Source organism: Nocardia sp. NPDC055321 (assembly GCF_053645575.1).
The window spans coordinates 215,754-231,173 of record NZ_JBSHMS010000014.1 but is presented as its reverse complement, the minus strand read 5'-3'; the positions used below and the strand labels follow the sequence as shown (position 1 = coordinate 231,173).

Annotated in this window: 14 protein-coding genes; 5 read left to right on the top strand and 9 right to left on the bottom strand. The window is 68.6% G+C overall.

The genetic code is table 11. The annotated features are described in order from the left end of the window. Nucleotides 1-5 precede the first annotated feature (5 nt). Complete coding sequence (locus tag ACWIGI_RS23500) at nucleotides 6-1,334, top strand: hypothetical protein (protein WP_454204588.1); 1,329 nt, start codon at nucleotides 6-8, stop codon at nucleotides 1,332-1,334. Between the two features lie 12 nt (nucleotides 1,335-1,346). On the opposite strand, the gene ACWIGI_RS23495 is transcribed toward ACWIGI_RS23500, so the two are convergent. The 5 genes from ACWIGI_RS23495 to ACWIGI_RS23475 form a co-directional block, all read right to left on the bottom strand. Next, on the bottom strand, nucleotides 1,347-2,702 hold the full coding sequence (locus ACWIGI_RS23495) for a DUF5933 domain-containing protein (RefSeq protein ID WP_454204587.1): 1,356 nt from the start codon (nucleotides 2,700-2,702) through the stop codon (nucleotides 1,347-1,349). Nucleotides 2,703-2,751: 49 nt separating this feature from the next. Next, a complete protein-coding gene (locus tag ACWIGI_RS23490) occupies nucleotides 2,752-3,897 on the bottom strand; it encodes a glutamate--cysteine ligase (RefSeq protein WP_454204586.1) in 1,146 nt (381 codons plus the stop codon). A gap of 13 nt (nucleotides 3,898-3,910) precedes the next feature. Next, complete coding sequence (gene sodC / locus ACWIGI_RS23485) at nucleotides 3,911-4,612, bottom strand: superoxide dismutase[Cu-Zn] (RefSeq protein ID WP_454204585.1); 702 nt, start codon at nucleotides 4,610-4,612, stop codon at nucleotides 3,911-3,913. 159 nt (nucleotides 4,613-4,771) lie between these two features. After that, on the bottom strand, nucleotides 4,772-5,365 hold the full coding sequence (locus ACWIGI_RS23480) for a LytR C-terminal domain-containing protein (protein WP_454204584.1): 594 nt from the start codon (nucleotides 5,363-5,365) through the stop codon (nucleotides 4,772-4,774). A gap of 112 nt (nucleotides 5,366-5,477) precedes the next feature. Further along, entirely contained in the window at nucleotides 5,478-5,831 is a 354-nt protein-coding gene (locus ACWIGI_RS23475) for a DUF3263 domain-containing protein (RefSeq protein WP_454204583.1), read from the bottom strand. A gap of 229 nt (nucleotides 5,832-6,060) precedes the next feature. Here ACWIGI_RS23475 and ACWIGI_RS23470 point away from each other — a divergent pair, with 229 nt between their 5' ends. From ACWIGI_RS23470 to ACWIGI_RS23460, 3 genes are all read left to right on the top strand, one after another. Then, nucleotides 6,061-6,651: a peptide deformylase gene (locus tag ACWIGI_RS23470; RefSeq protein WP_454204582.1), complete on the top strand. Its 591-nt coding sequence runs from the start codon at nucleotides 6,061-6,063 to the stop codon at nucleotides 6,649-6,651. Continuing rightward, on the top strand, nucleotides 6,641-7,627 hold the full coding sequence (locus ACWIGI_RS23465; protein WP_454204581.1) for an N-acetylglutamate synthase, CG3035 family: 987 nt from the start codon (nucleotides 6,641-6,643) through the stop codon (nucleotides 7,625-7,627). Before ACWIGI_RS23470 ends, ACWIGI_RS23465 begins: the two co-directional genes overlap by 11 nt. Before the next feature lie 79 nt (nucleotides 7,628-7,706). After that, on the top strand, nucleotides 7,707-8,522 hold the full coding sequence (locus ACWIGI_RS23460) for an exodeoxyribonuclease III (RefSeq protein ID WP_454204580.1): 816 nt from the start codon (nucleotides 7,707-7,709) through the stop codon (nucleotides 8,520-8,522). Between the two features lie 82 nt (nucleotides 8,523-8,604). On the opposite strand, the gene ACWIGI_RS23455 is transcribed toward ACWIGI_RS23460, so the two are convergent. The 4 genes from ACWIGI_RS23455 to ACWIGI_RS23440 all read right to left on the bottom strand — a co-directional run bounded on the left by ACWIGI_RS23455 (nucleotide 8,605) and on the right by ACWIGI_RS23440 (nucleotide 14,546). Beyond that, entirely contained in the window at nucleotides 8,605-9,243 is a 639-nt protein-coding gene (locus tag ACWIGI_RS23455) for a hypothetical protein (RefSeq protein WP_454204579.1), read from the bottom strand. A 253-nt stretch (nucleotides 9,244-9,496) separates the two neighbouring features. Next, nucleotides 9,497-11,329, bottom strand: a complete 1,833-nt coding sequence (locus ACWIGI_RS23450) for an acyl-CoA dehydrogenase (RefSeq protein ID WP_454204578.1) — start codon at nucleotides 11,327-11,329, stop codon at nucleotides 9,497-9,499. 202 nt (nucleotides 11,330-11,531) lie between these two features. Further along, nucleotides 11,532-12,485: an oxygenase MpaB family protein gene (locus ACWIGI_RS23445; RefSeq protein ID WP_454204577.1), complete on the bottom strand. Its 954-nt coding sequence runs from the start codon at nucleotides 12,483-12,485 to the stop codon at nucleotides 11,532-11,534. Nucleotides 12,486-12,626: 141 nt separating this feature from the next. Next, complete coding sequence (locus ACWIGI_RS23440; protein WP_454204576.1) at nucleotides 12,627-14,546, bottom strand: acyl-CoA dehydrogenase family protein; 1,920 nt, start codon at nucleotides 14,544-14,546, stop codon at nucleotides 12,627-12,629. Nucleotides 14,547-14,740: 194 nt separating this feature from the next. On the opposite strand from ACWIGI_RS23440, the gene ACWIGI_RS23435 reads away from it, so the two are divergent. After that, on the top strand, nucleotides 14,741-15,367 hold the full coding sequence (locus ACWIGI_RS23435) for a TetR/AcrR family transcriptional regulator (RefSeq protein WP_454204575.1): 627 nt from the start codon (nucleotides 14,741-14,743) through the stop codon (nucleotides 15,365-15,367). Nucleotides 15,368-15,420 lie beyond the last annotated feature (53 nt).

The following is a 15,420-nucleotide window of genomic DNA, read 5'->3' as shown; positions in this document are numbered from 1 at the left end:
CCCAGGTGAGACCGTATCAGGTAGCCACCGAGACGATCACCGTACTGGTCGCCACCACGGTCGCCGGCCTTTCGCTGGCCCTGCCGATCGACTTCGGCTGGACGTCGGAGTCCTCGGCGCTGCAACTGGATCTGATGGCCTACAGCCTGCCGCGGGCGGTCGGCGCGGGCGTCCTGGTCGGCATGATCGCCGCGGTGCTGATCACCACGCTCGGCAGCATCGTCACCGCGTGGGGTACCGCCCTCGCGGGGCTGGTGGTGCTGACCGCGAATCATCTCTACGGGGAGTCCGGGGACGTCTCCGCCTCCCTGTCCACGATGAACTTCATCGATTCGCTAGCGGGTGGTCTGGTCCTGGGCGCGCTCGGCGCGGCGGTGCTGCATCATCGGCTGCCCTCCTACGGCTGGACCCTGGGCGTCCTGATCAGCGTGCTGCTCGGTTCGGTGAATCCGATGCCGTTCGCGGGCGAGGTGCTGGGCCGGAATTTCCCCAGCGCCTGGGAATCATTGGACATGCCGCCGCTGTGGATGATCGAGGTGGCGCTGGTACTGGTGGTGATCGGCACGCTGGTCAATCGCCATCGCGAACCCGCGGAGCGGCCGTCGATCGAGCTGCCGCTGGCGCCGGTGCTGGCGGCGGTGGTGCTGGTGCTGGTCACCGTGGCGAGCGCGGAATGGCTGTCGCGCCACGGTGACTCCCTCGCGGCGGTCGGGCTCGCGGTGGTCACCACCCTGACGACGGCGATCATCGCGGCGATGCTGCTGCCCGGCCGGGACGGCGAAATCGTGCTGGCGGCGGTGGCATTGAGCGCGGTGGGCTCGGCGTCGCTGGCCGCGGAGCTGCCGGGCTGGTCCATCCCGACCGCGGTGGCCGCCGCGGTGTTCGGGATGTGGTACGGCAGCCGGCGGGGTTCGCTCACGCTGCTGCTGCTGATCCTCGTGGTGCTGGGCATGTTCACCGCGATCACCGCCGAGAGCGATCGCGCGTTCTTCACCATCGGCGGCACCCTGGTGCTGGCGTGGCTGGTCGGCTACGGCTTGACCGCCGCGACACCGCGTTTCGTGCCGAGCCGGGTGCTGGGCACGCTGGTGCTGTTCATTCCCTCGGCGGTGCTGGGCCTGCGCGACTACTCCGCGCGCGGTCACTACGCGATGCAGGATTCGAGTCAGGCCGTGGTGTGCACGGTGACCCCGCAGGATGCCTCGGTGCCGGCGTGGACCGGTGTGCTGATCGCCCTCGGCTGCATGGTCGGGTTGCAGGTGCTGCGCCGCGGCCGCCCGCTCACCGAGAAGCCCGGTGCGGCCGGCGCTCCCGAGGTTCCGGCCGAGGACTGATCCCGGCCCGGGTCAGGCGCGCACGACCGCCTGCGCGGGTGCGGGGGCGGGGGTTTCGGCGAACCAGGCGCGGTGGAACGCCCAGATGTAGGCCGCGAACACCCCGAGGATGACGATGCCGGCCGGTATCGGATTCTCGGCGATCGGCACGGACAGGTAGCGGTAGGCGATCAGCAGTGCGGCGAACAGCGCCGCGCCGCCGCCGACGAGCTGGATCCGGGTCCGGTCCCAGCCGCGTTCGGGTTCGCGCAGCGCCGATTCCACCGCCATCAGCAGTACCGCGCCCGCGACCAGGTCGGCGCCGTAGTGGTAGCCGAAGCCGAGGGTCGCGCCGAGGGTCGCCAGCAGCCAGAAGGTGCCGCCCCAGCGCAGCCAGGTGGGCGCGCGCGAACCGTCGGCGTCGCGGCGCGAGTGGATGAAGATCGACAGCGCCCAGGCGGTGTGCAGCGAGGGCATGCAGTTGCGCGGGGTGATGGAGTCGAAGGGCAGCGCGCCGGGCGTGAAGTCGATGGGCGGCACCACATTCGGCCAGTAGTCGCCGAGCGAGAAGGCCTTGCCGTCGACGCCGTACACGAACATCGGGCCGACCACCGGGAAGATGACGTACACGATCGGCCCGACGAGTCCGATGACGAGGAAGGTGCGCACCAGGTAGTGCGAGGGCCACACGCCGGTCTTCTGCACTCGGCGCAGCTGCCAGATGGTGACGATCATCGCGGCGACCGGCAGTTCGATGTAGACCCAGTGCAGCACCGCGTAGAGCACCGGCCCGGCCCAGTCCACGAATTGCCCGACCACCCAGGACGGGTCGCCGAGCGCGCGGTCGACGAGGACGACGTGCTCGTCCAGCACGGCGGGTCCGGCGATCATGGTGAAGTACAGCCAGACCTCGGCGACCTTGCTCGAGAGGGTGAGCAGGATGCCCAGTGCCGCGGCGTGCAGCGCGTTGGTGCGTTCGGTTCCCCGCCAGCGCCACAGCGCCAGCGCCACGATGGCGGTGAGCACGATCACGGGGCCGTTGCCCAGGGCCAGCGGACCGCCGGTGAGGGTGCGCACGGCCTGATAGGCCAGATCTATGCCCAGGGCCGCGCCGAGCGCGATGCCGCGCCGCCGCCACGACAGTCCGATCATGGCCAGGCCGAGTCCGGCCCAGGGCACGGTCACCGATCGGGGTGTACCCACGTAGTCGTAGAGCAGGCTCTGCAGTGGCCCGACGAAATCGTTGCGGCTCGCGACGACCTGAAGTGCGATGAGCAGCAACAGGATCGCGGCCAGGCCGACGACGATCCGGACACGCCTCGACGGCACCCACATCCGGCCCCCGCCCGCCCCACCGCCCGATTCGGGACGCGGATCGTCGAGCAACACCCAGCCATAGTAAACGTGTCGTGAACGGAGCCGGCGTGGACGGTGGCTATCAGGTATTCAGTTCCTTGACGAGCGAGTCGACGACGGCGACCAGGTCACCCTGGGCCGCGGCGGCCACCCGGCGCTGACGCTGGTAGGAGGCGCCGCGCTTGGGAATGTCCGCGACCATGGCGAGTTCATTCTCACAGCCGAGGCTCTTGGCGGTCGGCTCGAGACGGTTGAGCAGTTCCATCAGGTCGTCGGTGACCAGGCGCTCGTTGCTGGCGGCGTCGGTGATGATGATGGCGTCGAGCCCGTAGCGCGCGGCCCGCCACTTGTTCTCCTGCACGTGCCACGGCGGGATGGTCGGCATGGTCTCGCCCGCTTCGACGCGGCGGTCCAGATCGACGACCAGGCAGTGGATCAGCGCGACCAGCGCCGAGAGTTCGGTGCGGCTGGGGGTGCCGTCACAGACCCGGACCTCGATGGTGCCCCATTTGGGCGCGGGGCGGATGTCCCAGTGCATGCCGCCGATCTGTTCGAACACACCGGTTTTCATCTGGTCGTGCGCGAAAGACTCGAACTGGGTCCAGTTTTCGAACTGGAAGGGCAGTCCGGCGGTGGGCAGCTGCTGGAACATGAGCGCGCGGTTGCTCGCGTAGCCGGTGTCCACCCCCGCCCACATGGGCGAGGAGGCCGAGAGCGCGAGCAGGTGCGGGTAGGACAGCAGCAGGCTGTTGAGAATCGGGAAGACCTTCTCCGGGTGCGAGATCCCGACGTGCACGTGCACGCCCCAGATCAGCATCTGCCTGCCCCACCACTGGGTGCGCTCGATGAGTTCGTCGTAATGCGCACTGCGCGTGAGCTGTTGGGTGGACCACTGCGCGAAGGGGTGGGTGCCCGCGCAGAACAGGTCGACGCCGAGCTCGTCGGCGGCCCGGCGCACCACGTCCATGGTGCCGGACAGCTCGTCGACGATCTCGCCGACGGTGTCGTGCTTGCCGGTGACGAGTTCGACGGTGTTCTTCAGCAGCTCCTTGGTGATCTGCGGATGGCCGTCCCAGGCCCGCAGGTCACCGCAGGCCTCGAAAACCGCTGCGGCGGTGTTGGACAGGTCGCGCGTCTGCTTGTCGACGAGCGCGACTTCCCACTCCACGCCGAGCGTGGGCCGGGGCGAACTATTGAAGTGGACCTTCGAACTGCCTGCCCCGGCCATATCTCACCTTGCGTTATGCGATGACGCCGCAGGCGGCCCGCGCACCAGCGTCACCGGTCGCCTGCGTTTCGGCGTCGGGTCCGTTGGCACCGCCGGGCTGCGTGTAGCGGCTCGGAATATTGCCGAAGTTGTCCGCGCTCGCGTGGATGATCAGGGCCTTGCCCTTGAGCTCGTCCAGCGTGACGGAGTCGGTGGTGGTGGTCAGCTTCGCCGTGCCGTCCGAACGCACCGAGAGAGAGGTGAGATCGCCGCTGGCGGGCTTGGCGTTCTGGTCACCGACCTGCAGGTGACCGCCGGCGGAGAGGAAGTCGCCCGCGGGACCGCCGGTGGGCGCGACCGAGTTCGGCTCACACTTGCCGAACTGGTGGAAGTGCACGCCGTGGAAGCCGGGCTTGAGGCCCTGGGCTTCGATGGTGATCTCCAGGTGGCCGGCGACCTTGCCGATGGTGACGGTGCCGACCGACTGGCCGTTCGAGTCCTTCAGCGTGGAGCTGACCGATTCGGTGGCCGGCGCGCCCTGCTCGCCACCGCCGCCGCTGCCGTGCCCGCCGTGTCCGCCCGCGGGCGCGGGGGAACTGGTGAAGACCGGCGGGGTCGTCCCTTTGACGTCACTCGATTCCTGGTTGGCGGTGCAACCTGTGAGAGCGAACGCCGCGACCGCGAGCACGGGGGTCACAGTCCGCCAGGACGGGCGACGAGTTGTGGACGAGGCCATCGGGGGAACTCCTTTACGAGTCCGAGTTTACGGAAAGCTGGGTGAACATGATTGCCACTCGGTCAAGATGATGCCAGAGGCGTGACCTCTGCCCGCGCAGGGGCTGGCCGGGTGTTCACTCCGTCGCCGTGCGTGTGGGCCCGCTCCCGCGAGACCTGCTCAATTACCCGTGACGATGACGATGATTCCGGTCGGGGAGCCCGACAGACCCGGAATGCGTGGCTCGGCGGTGGCGCCGATCTCACCGGCGATGGCCATCGCGGCGGCCTTCTCGGCGGGCGAAGTCCCGTAGTACACCGTGGTATTGGGGATCGTCCCGGCGCCGTAGTTGCCGGTCTCGGCGACGTTCCAGCCGCCCGCGGTGAGCTGGTTCGCGGTCTTGGCGGCCAGCCCGGCGACCATGCTGTTGTTGTAAACCCGTACGGGGATGGACTTGTCGACCGCGCCGCCCGCGGGCGGGGTCGTCGTCACCGGCGGCGTGGTGACCGGCGCGGTGGGCTCCGTGGTGGCCGGCGGGGTCGTCGCCGACACCGGCGGCGTGATGGTGACCGGCGGCACGGCGGACGAAAGATTAGGCGCCACAGTGGCACTCGGCACGACCGTGGTGGTCTCGGGTGCGGCGTCGGTGGTCTCGGAGTCCGAACTCGACAACGACATCGCACCCAGTCCGGCGAACACGATGGCCAGCGCGATCAGCACCATGGCCAGAGCCCGCAGCGGCGGACCGCCGGCCGGCGTATTCGGATTGCTCACGATGTCGAGCCTAATCGTTGGGGGCGCTCATCGCCGGTATCGGGCAAGCCTGCATCGGGAGTGACCGTAGCGGTACGGCCGGCGCCGGCGCCGGTGAAATCCGAATCCCGGTTCACACCTGGAATCCGAGACGGCGTGCTGCCCTGGTCTTCTGGCGACTCGCGCGCAACCGCCGCAGCCGCTTCACCAGCATGGGGTCCGCGGCGATGGCCTCGGGCTTGTCGACGACCGCGTTCAGGACCTGGTAGTAGCGGGTGGGCGAGAGGTCGAAGAGTTCGCGGATCGCTTCCTCTTTGGCCCCCGCGTACTTCCACCATTTGCGCTCGAAGTCCAGGATGTCGAGTTCGCGTCGTGAGAGGCCGTGCGCGCCATCCGCTTCGGGGGCGATACCGCTGGCCGCGATGTCCGCGCTGACGGAAGGGTCTTCCCCGCTAGCGGAAATGTCCCGTGCCGCTGCGCTGTCCATAGTGCTCCCTCGCCGAGTGGTCACCAGACGAATATGGTGCTTGTACGTCGCCGCCCATTCAACCACGCGGCCGGAGGTTCCCAGCGCGTACCGTTCGGCGTGTTTCTGTGATTCAACCCCGGCGTGTCGCTCCCGGAATCGATCCGTCTGCTTTGCCGGAAAGCATGCCTCGAGCCACCGACAACAGGTCCCGGACGCGGCGCGGCAACCACCCAGTAGTGTGTGTGACATGGCTATTCTCCCGATCGTCATCGTCGGCGACCCGGTTCTGCACAACCCGACCGAGAAGGTCACGCAGACCCCCGAGGAACTGGCCGAGCTGATCGCGGACATGTTCGACACCCTCGATGCCGCGCACGGTGTCGGCCTGGCCGCGAATCAGGTCGGCGTGCCGCTGCGACTGTTCGTCTACGACTGCCCCGACGCGGGCCCGGACGGCGCCATGGTGCGCCGCCGCGGCGTCGTGGTGAATCCGGTGCTCGAGACCTCCGAGATCCCCGAGACCATGCCGGATCCGGACGACGACGAGGAGGGCTGTCTCTCGGTCCCGGGCAAGCAGTTCCCCACCGGCCGGGCCACCTGGGCCAAGGTGACCGGCACCGACGAGCGCGGCGAGCCGGTCGAGATCGAGGGCACGGACTTCTTCGCCCGCATGCTGCAGCACGAGGTCGGCCACCTGGACGGGTTCCTCTACATCGACGTGCTCATCGGCCGTCATGCCCGCGCCGCCAAGAAAGTGATCAAGCGCGCGGGCTGGGGCAAGCCGGGTGAGAGCTGGGTGCCCGGCACGGTGCCGGATCCCTTCGGGCATGACGACTGATTCCCCTCCGCCCGCCGGGGACGACCCCGCGGACGCGACGCTGCCACCACTCGGACGCCGGGTGGTGGTGCGCTATCGGCTGCCCGAGGGCTATCCCCAGCCGCTCACCGATGTGATCGGCGAGCTGACCGCGACCGATCCGCTGACCGTGCGCACCGCCGACGGGCAGGTGGTCTCGGTCGCCCGCGATCGGGTCGTGGCCTGGAAAGAGCTGGGCCCCAGGCCCATTCGCACCGGTGAGATCCGGGCGCTGGAGGCCGCGGCGGCCGACGGCTGGCCCGGGTCGCAGCGCGCCTGGATCGACGGCTGGCTACTGCGCGGCGGCCAGGGCTACACCGCTCGCGCCAATTCCGCTGTGCCGCTGGGTAGTTCCGGCAATCCGGCGCTGGCTTCGGCGGAGACGCTGCACCGCATCGGCGAGTGGTACACCGCGCACGGCCTGCCGTTGCAGCTGGTGCTGCCGGATCGGCTGGCCCCGGTGCCGCTGGACTGGCGCAGCTGGGGCGAGACCGTGGTGCTGGCTCTGGACATCGAGACCTTCGTGCTGCCGCCGGGCGTGCCCATGGTGCGTATCGCGGCCGAACCCGACGGCGGCTGGCTCTCGGTGCACCGGCACCGGGGCGGGGACGCCGGCATCGGCAGGCCGCCGGTGGTGGAGGTGCTGACCGCGGTGCGGGACGGCGAATTGGGTTTCGCCACCCTGGGTCTGCCGACGCCGCTGGCCATCGGCCGGGCCGCTGTCACCACCGCCCCGGACGGGCGGCGCTGGGTGGGGCTGAGCTGCGTGGCGGTCGCGGACGGGCATCGCAGGCACGGGCTCGGCTCGCTGGTGTGCGCCGAGCTGATCCGCTGGGGTCATGCGCGCGGGGCGACCCACGCCTATGTTCAGGTGGCGGCGGAGAACACGGCCGGGCTGGCGCTGTATCGCGAGATGGGGTTCCTGGATCACCATCGCTACCGGTACGCCGCGCCCTGATCCGCGCTCTCCCGCCGGGGTACTCCCCCGGTACGACCCGGCGTCCCGTTGAAAGACCCACGTATCGAAAGGCTTTGCTGTGCGGCTCGCGACCTGGAACGTGAATTCGATTCGCTCCCGGCAGGATCGGGTGCTGTCCTGGCTCGATCGCAACGACATCGACGTGCTCGCCATGCAGGAGACCAAGTGCAAGGACGAGCAGTTCCCGTTCGAGGCGTTCGAGGCCGCCGGGTACGAGGTCGCGCACGTGGGGCACAGCCAGTGGAACGGGGTGGCGATCGCCTCGCGGATCGGGCTCTCCGACGTGGAGATCAATTTCCCGGATCAGCCCGGATTCGACAAGGACGCGGGTGAATCGCTGCTGAGCACCCCGGTCGTGGAGGCCCGCGCGCTCGGCGCGACCTGCGGCGGGGTGCGGGTGTGGAGCCTGTACGTCCCCAACGGGCGCGCGCTGGCGGATCCGCACTACGAGTACAAGCTGGAATGGCTTGCCGCGCTGCGTGCCTCGGGCGCGCGCTGGCTGGCCGAGGATCCGGACGCGCGGATCGCGCTGGTGGGTGACTGGAACATCGCGCCGACCGACGACGACGTGTGGTCGCCGGAGTTCTTCGAGGGCAAGACCCACACCTCGGCCCCCGAGCGGGCGGCGTTCGCGGCGATGGTCGAGACCGGCTACAGCGATGTGATGCGCCCGCTGCACCCGGGCCCCGGGATCTATACCTACTGGGATTACACCCAGCTGCGCTTCCCCCGTAAAGAAGGTATGCGCATCGACTTCATCCTCGGCTCCCCCGCCTTCGCGGCCGCGGTCACCGACGCGAACGTGGACCGCGAGGAGCGAAAGGGCAAGGGCGCCAGCGATCACGCCCCGGTGATCGCCGAACTCGCCGACTGAAACCCGCCGCGCACCCACTCTCCCCCACAACTGACACCGCCCCCGCACCATCGGTGCGGGGGCGGTGGTTCTTTCACCGGATTCAGGCCGGACGCGCCTTGATCGCGTCCCGGGATATGAACACGTCGTAGGTGCCGTGGACCGCGATCACCGCATTGCCGTTGGCGGACTTGACGAACGGCTTGGTGTACCAGGTCTCGTCCTTCATGTCCTCGAAGAAGTCGCGGTCGCCGCCGTTGAGGAAGATGTGGTTCTGCTTGGTGGCCACGCCGTCCAGGCGCTGCCCGTAGAGCCGGGTGACCTTGTAGCCGGCGTTGAAGCCCAGCGCGTTCACCCACGGCTCGAGTTCGACGATGTTGGCCTGCAGCACCCACATGTCGCCCTCGACTTGGTATTTCAGGCGCTGCTCGTCGTGTTCCTTGTCGCCGAACAGGGTCAGGTCGACGTCGAGCAGGTGTTCCTGCCCGGCGACCGGGGTCACCACGATGCGTGCGGCCTTCACCTCCCCCGTGAGTCCGAGGAACATCTGCAGCAGGGTGGTGATCCAAAGGATCACCGCGGCAACGAGAAGCAGCGAGACCGCGCCCATGCCACGCCCGAGCAGAACCCGGAAGCCGACCTGGCGAGCCTTGACGAGCGCGGTACCGATGAGGGCGATCGCCGCGACGACGAGCACCAGCAGCAGGATCTGAATCCAGCCGAATGTCACGGGAAAGACCATGCGGTAGTTGTACCCCCTCGACGGGGCCCAACACACCAGGTCATGAACAGATTCTGCGTGTCATTCCGGCGAGCCCCCGGACACGCCGCCGAGACACGCTGCCGGTGATGAGAAACCCGGATGATTCACCCCCGAATCCCGCTTCCCCCTGCACAATCCGGCCCCGCAGGCCACGACGCATCGGCGAGCCCCTACCCCTTACGCAATCCGGCCCCGCACCGGTTGGTGCGGGGCCGGGAGACGCACAGAGAGATCAGAAAGCGCTTTCGTCGAGCTTCATGATGTCGTTGTCGACGTTCTCGATGATCGTGCGGACGCTGGTGAGCAGCGGCAGCTTGTTCTTCGCGAACCAGGACGCCGCCGCGACCTTGCCGGTGTAGAAGTTCTGATCCTTGGCCGCGGCGCCCGCCTCGAGCGCGGCCGCGGCGATCGCGGCCTGCTCCAGCAGCCGCCAGCCGATGACGAGATCGCCCACGGCGTACAGGAACCGGACCGAACCCAGGCCGACCTTGTACAGCTCCTCCGGGTTCTGCTGCGCGGCCATGAGGAAGCCGGTCAGGGTTGCCGCCATGGCCTGCACGTCGGCCAGGGCGGTGGCCAGCAGCGCCCGCTCGACCTTGAAGCCGTCGGGGCCGTTCTCGGCGAAGGTGTTGATCAGACCCGAGACGTGCCCGAGCGCGACACCCTTATCGCGAATGATCTTGCGGAAGAAGAAGTCCTGCGCCTGGATGGCGGTGGTGCCCTCGTACAGCGAGTCGATCTTGCAGTCGCGGATGTACTGCTCGATCGGGTAATCCTGCAGGTAGCCCGAGCCGCCCAGGGTCTGCAGCGATTCGGTCAGCATCTCGTAGGCGCGGTCGGAGCCGCAGCCCTTGACCAGCGGCAGCAGCAGATCGTTGACCCGCTCGGCGGTTTCGGCGTCGACGCCGTAATTCGCCTGTGCCACATCGGCGTTCTGGTAGGAGGCGCAGTACATGTAGAGCGCGCGCAGACCCTCGGCGTACGCCTTCTGGGTGGCCAGGGAGCGGCGCACGTCCGGGTGGTGGGTGATGGTCACGCGCGGCGCGGCCTTGTCGGTCATCTGCGTCAGGTCCGCGCCCTGCACGCGCTGCTTGGCGTACTCCAGCGCGTTCAGGTAGCCGGTGGACAGCGCACCGGTGGCCTTGGTGCCCACCATCATCCGCGCGTTCTCGATGACCTTGAACATCTGGGCGATGCCGTTGTGGATGTCGCCGACCAGGTAGCCGACGGCGGGTAGGTCCTTGCTGCCGCCGAAGGTGATCTCACAGGTGGGCGAGGACTTGATGCCCATCTTGTGCTCGACGCCGGTGACGAGCGCGCCGTTGCGGGCGCCCAGGGCCATGGTCTCGGTGTCGAACAGGAACTTGGGCACGATGAACAGCGACAGGCCCTTGGTGCCGGGGCCGGCGCCCTCGGGTCGGGCCAGCACCAGATGCAGGATGTTCTCGGCGGTCTCGCCGACGTCGCCGCCGGAGATGAAGCGCTTGACGCCCTCGATGTGCCAGGTGCCGTCGGGCTGCTGGACGGCCTTGGTGCGGCCCATGCCGACGTCGGAGCCGGCGTCGGGCTCGGTGAGCACCATGGTGCCGCCCCAGCGGTTCTCCCACGCGTACGCGCCCCAGCGCTGCTGCTCCTCGGTGCCCTCCTCGAAGATCACCTTGTGCATGAGCGGGCCCATGTTGAAGAAGGAGGCCGAGTTGTTGGCGGCCACGATCATTTCCTGGATGCCCCAGATGAGAGCGTTGGGCGCGGGCACGCCGCCCATGGCCTCGGACATGCCGAGTCCGGAGTAGCCGGCCTCGTTGACCGCGGCGACGGTCTTGCGCAGCGGTTCGGGCACGCTGATCTCGTAGGTGGCCGGATCGAAGACGACGGGGTTGCGGTCACCGTCGACGAAGGATTCGGCGACCGGTCCCTCGGCGAGGCGCAGCGCCTCGGTGAGCATGTCGCGGGCGGTCTCGCTGTCGAGATCGCCGTAGGCGCCCTGATCCAGCAGCGCACCGATTCCCAGTACCTCGAACAGATTGAACTCAATGTCTCTCAAGTTCGCCTTGTAGTGGGACACGGACTGGCCTCCTAGCCGAAGTTCGAGTTGTCGAAAAGAAGGCTGCCGTACGTTCGTTCTGCTACGCAACCGTAGGTAGACGTACCCCAGGTCAGACCGGGTGGCAATCTCCTGGCGAACGAACGGCGGTTAACCGGGAGCCGACCCGATCAGCCTCGATAGCCGATCGGCCCGACGATTCCCGGTTACCCGCCACGGTGGTTCAGGCGGTCGGCCGCGCGGCCCGCCCGTAGCGCCGTTTGGCCTCGGCGGGGGTGATGGTCACCGGATCCACGGGCACCCCGGCGGTCAGATGCTGGCCGAGCAACCTGCCGGTCATCGGCCCGATGAAATTCTTGGCGACCTTGAGTTCGAGTTTGTCGTTCGCCAGCGCCCGCATTGCCGTGCGCACCGCGGGCGGATAGGCCTTGTCGACCACGCCGGGCTGATCGAAGCCGCCGGTCCGGCGCATCCACTCGGGCAGCGTGGCGATGGCCGCGGGCGCGACCAGCCGGCTGCCCGACCACAGCTTGAAGCCCTTGTCGCGCGGGGTGAACAGCAGGTAGTGCATGCCCTCCCAGGCCCGCTCGGAGCAGGACAGCCGGGGCCGCACGCGGGCGAAGTACTCCCGCACCTCGGCGCGCGAGGTCGGCACGTCGGCCGGTTTGCAGGTCTGCAGCTCGGCCGCGACGACGCATTCGGCCCAGTACCGCCGCTCCTCGTCCTCGCTGAGCGGGCCCGGGCCGTACATCTCGTAGCACTTGAGCACCGAGTGCCAGCCGGTGACGTGGATCCACAGCTGCGACTCGGGATCGTTCGCGCTGTAGCGCTTTCCGCTGATCGGCTCGATGCCGGTGGCCTTGGCGTGCACCCGCATGAGGTGATCGGACGCCTCCACCGCCATGCGGCTGTCGCCGACGGCCGCGATGAGGAAGTAGGCGAAGGTGTGGTCCAGCCGTCCGCGCGGATCGCTGTAGATGCCGCCCACGTCGGCCACCGCGGCGGTCAGGTCCGGGTCGAAGTGCTCGAGGACCACCGAGCGCTGGAAGCCGATCAGCGCGGTGGGCGCGGTCCAGACCTTCCAGGTCGGTGAATCCGGGCCGAAGAACCCGTAGTCCACCTCGCGGATGCTCCGGGCGGGCGCGTCGAATTGCGGACGGGAGATCGCTGCCTTCATGGTCGGCCTGCTCCTTTGCAGTATTCCCCGGCGCGCTGTGCGAACAGCGCACCGAGAAGCCGTGTTTCATACATCGACGTAGAATTTGCTGTGTCTGTTTTGTCGGGTTAGCGAGTCCGCTTCGGAGTCTCGCAGGGCCGATCAGGGATTCATGGCGTACACGCCCGAAAGACCCCGGACCAGCTTCACCACCGCGTCGAAACGGGCCTGTGACGGCGCCGGGCGCCGCACCAGATCCAGGGCGCGGGTCTGCTGCGCCCTGGTCGCGGAGGGTTTGCCGTGCAGGGTCACCGCGTGGCCCGACACGTCACGCACGAACAGGTCGAAGAGTTGATCCAGCACGGCCGGGTCGGTGCCCTCGATCTCGGCCTGTTCCAGGATCAGCTGGGCGTACGGGATCACCGTGAAGAGCTCGCCGAGTCCGAACAGGAAGTCCACGTCGGCCTGCTGCGCGGCGGTCGGGGTGGCCACCGCGAGCAGGGTCTGCAGCGCCTGCGCCTGCTCCAGGAACACCGCGACGTTGGGGATGTGGGCGAAGCGGCGGAAGATCGGCCGCCAGTCCGCGAAGCGGATCCGGCCCAGCCCGCTGCTCGGGCCCTGCCGGAACAGGAACTCGTCGTCCGCGGCGTCGCGGCGGGTCGGCACGGGAGCGTATGCGGCGCTGTCGAATTCGGACTTCAGCTTCGGAACGGCCTTGCTCGCGGGCCCGGTCGCGCGGCGGCTGGTCCAGCTCAGCGCGTCGGATACGCCGCGCACCAGTCCCTTCGGCGCGGCGCCGGCGCCGGGCAGGTAGCGCAGCGCCGCCAGCCCGGCATCGGCGGGGTGGAACATGTAGTTGGGCATGAACTTCAGCGACAGCGCCATGTTCACGTGCACCGTGCCCTCGAGGCGGGGCAGCCCGAACATGGGCGGCAGGGCCATGGAGAAGTAGGTGTCGTTCTCGAACCCGCGCGCGGCGATGACGTCGGCCAGGTCCTCGAAGAGCTGCTGCCCGTTGCGGGTGACCGACATCTTCTCGATGGCGTTGAACAGCAGGTAGCGGCGGTCGCCGGGCCCGGCCGAGCGCATGTAGTCGATGGCCCGCTCGCTGTAGAGCTTCATCCCGATCAGCCGGGCGTAGTTGTCCGCCAGCAGCGCCTTCACCTGCGGGAACTCGGTCACGTTGTGGCCGAACAGCATTCGGTTCTCGGCGTGCGTGACGCCCTCGTACATGGCGTGCTCGCAGGCCCCGACCGCGCCGAAGCCGAGGTTGAACTTGCCGACGTTGACCGTGTTCATCGCGGCGTCGAAGGCCGCGCGGCCGGTGTGCAGGATGTCGGACTCGGCGACCGGGTACTTCTCGAGATCGAAAGCGGCCACGTACATCTGGGAGTCGACGACGTTCTTGCGGAGCTTGTAGTTCTTGTGCCGGGAGTCCGCGGCGAAGAACAGGTAGCCCGAGTACTCCTCGTCGGTCATCTTCCGCAGGAAGTCCGAGCTGTCGATGATGGGCTTATCGGCGCGGCGGCCGAAGACCGAGACCATGCTCGCCTGGTTGCCGTTGCCGATGTAGTACTTGCCGCCGGTGGCGGTGTAGCCGCCGCGGGCCTTGGGCTCGAGCACCATGTCCGTGGAGTACACGTCCGCGCCGTGGTCCTGTTCGGACAGCCCGAACGCGAAGATCTCACCGGAATCCAGATCGGCGGCGGCGCGCGCCTTGGCCTGCGCGTTCGAGCTCTGCCAGATCGGCCCGAGGCCGAGGATCGTGACCTGCCAGACGTACCAGTACTGCATGCCGTAGAAGCCGAGGATCTTGCTCATCATGGCGATGCGCGCGGTGTCCCAGCGCTTGTTCGGGTCGCCGTTCGCCTCGGCCGCCGGGGTCAGGAACGTGGCGAAAACGCGCTCGCGCTTGATGAAGTCGAGGAACTCCGCGTACCAGACGCGGTCGCGCGCGTCCGCGAGCAGACGAGCCTTGCCCCGGTCCTCGAACCACGCGATGGTGGCGCGCAGCAGCCGCCGGGTCTCGGCGTCGAATTCCGCGAACTCGTAGGTCGTGGGATCGAACAAGGTCTGCGTCATATTCCGTCTTTCCTCGGGCCCGGTCGTCCGGTGCGCCACCTCTTTCCTTCGTGAATGTAGCATTTTTATTCGTCACTGTAGGAAATGATCTCGCAACGCGGCGGGCACACGAAGGCCACATACCGGGCGGCCTGCTCGGGACCGCCCCCGACCTGCCGATCCGTCCTCCGGATTCGCTGCTATGGTCGGTGCTCATGGGCACCGAATCGGCTGTACGACCCCGCCAGCGTGCACGGCATCTGGGGCCCGAACGCCGTCGTCCGCAGGTGCTCGACACCGCGCTCGAGATCGCGGCCGGGGACGGCATCGCGGCGGTCACCATCGCCGCCGTCGCCGATCGGATGAAGGTCACCCGGCCGGTCGTGTACGCGTGCTTCGCCGATCGGGTCGAGCTCATCGAGGCGCTCATCCAGCGCGAGGAATCGCTCATGCTCGCCGGGGTGCTCGAAGCGCTGCCGCGCCGCCGGGTCGAAGCCGACGAGGCGGTGTTCGTGGAGGGTTTCCGGGCGCTGCTGCACGTGGCCACCGCGCGCCCCGACGGCTGGCGGCTGCTCTACGGCAATCCCGATCCCGCGGTGGTCAAATCCTTCGGCCGCGGGCGCGATCTGGCGGTGGAACGCTGCACCCGGCGACTGCGCCCGACCCTGCGCGCCTGGGGCACCGCCGACGCCGAGCAGAAGCTGCCCGCCCTGGTGGAGCTGTGGGTCTCGGCCGGTGAGGGCGCGGTGCGCACCATGCTCGGCGATCCCGGCGAGTGGACGCCGGACACCCTGGGCGAGTTCGTGGGCGCGGCGGTGTACCGGGCCCTGCGGCACGCCTGAAACCCGGCCCGCCCGGCAATCCGGTGGCTACGATGGGGACCGACGACCATCGG

Bases quoted from the DNA above. Each gene is read 5' to 3' on its own strand.
- sodC (WP_454204585.1), bottom strand. From the start codon at position 4,612: ATGGCCTCGTCCACAACTCGTCGCCCGTCCTGGCGGACTGTGACCCCC.
- ACWIGI_RS23445 (WP_454204577.1), bottom strand. From the start codon at position 12,485: ATGAAGGCAGCGATCTCCCGTCCGCAATTCGACGCGCCCGCCCGGAGC.
- ACWIGI_RS23440 (WP_454204576.1), bottom strand. From the start codon at position 14,546: ATGACGCAGACCTTGTTCGATCCCACGACCTACGAGTTCGCGGAATTC.
- ACWIGI_RS23490 (WP_454204586.1), bottom strand. From the start codon at position 3,897: ATGGCCGGGGCAGGCAGTTCGAAGGTCCACTTCAATAGTTCGCCCCGG.
- ACWIGI_RS23455 (WP_454204579.1), bottom strand. From the start codon at position 9,243: ATGGTCTTTCCCGTGACATTCGGCTGGATTCAGATCCTGCTGCTGGTG.
- ACWIGI_RS23465 (WP_454204581.1), top strand. From the start codon at position 6,641: ATGACGACTGATTCCCCTCCGCCCGCCGGGGACGACCCCGCGGACGCG.
- ACWIGI_RS23470 (WP_454204582.1), top strand. From the start codon at position 6,061: ATGGCTATTCTCCCGATCGTCATCGTCGGCGACCCGGTTCTGCACAAC.
- ACWIGI_RS23475 (WP_454204583.1), bottom strand. From the start codon at position 5,831: ATGGACAGCGCAGCGGCACGGGACATTTCCGCTAGCGGGGAAGACCCT.
- ACWIGI_RS23435 (WP_454204575.1), top strand. From the start codon at position 14,741: ATGGGCACCGAATCGGCTGTACGACCCCGCCAGCGTGCACGGCATCTG.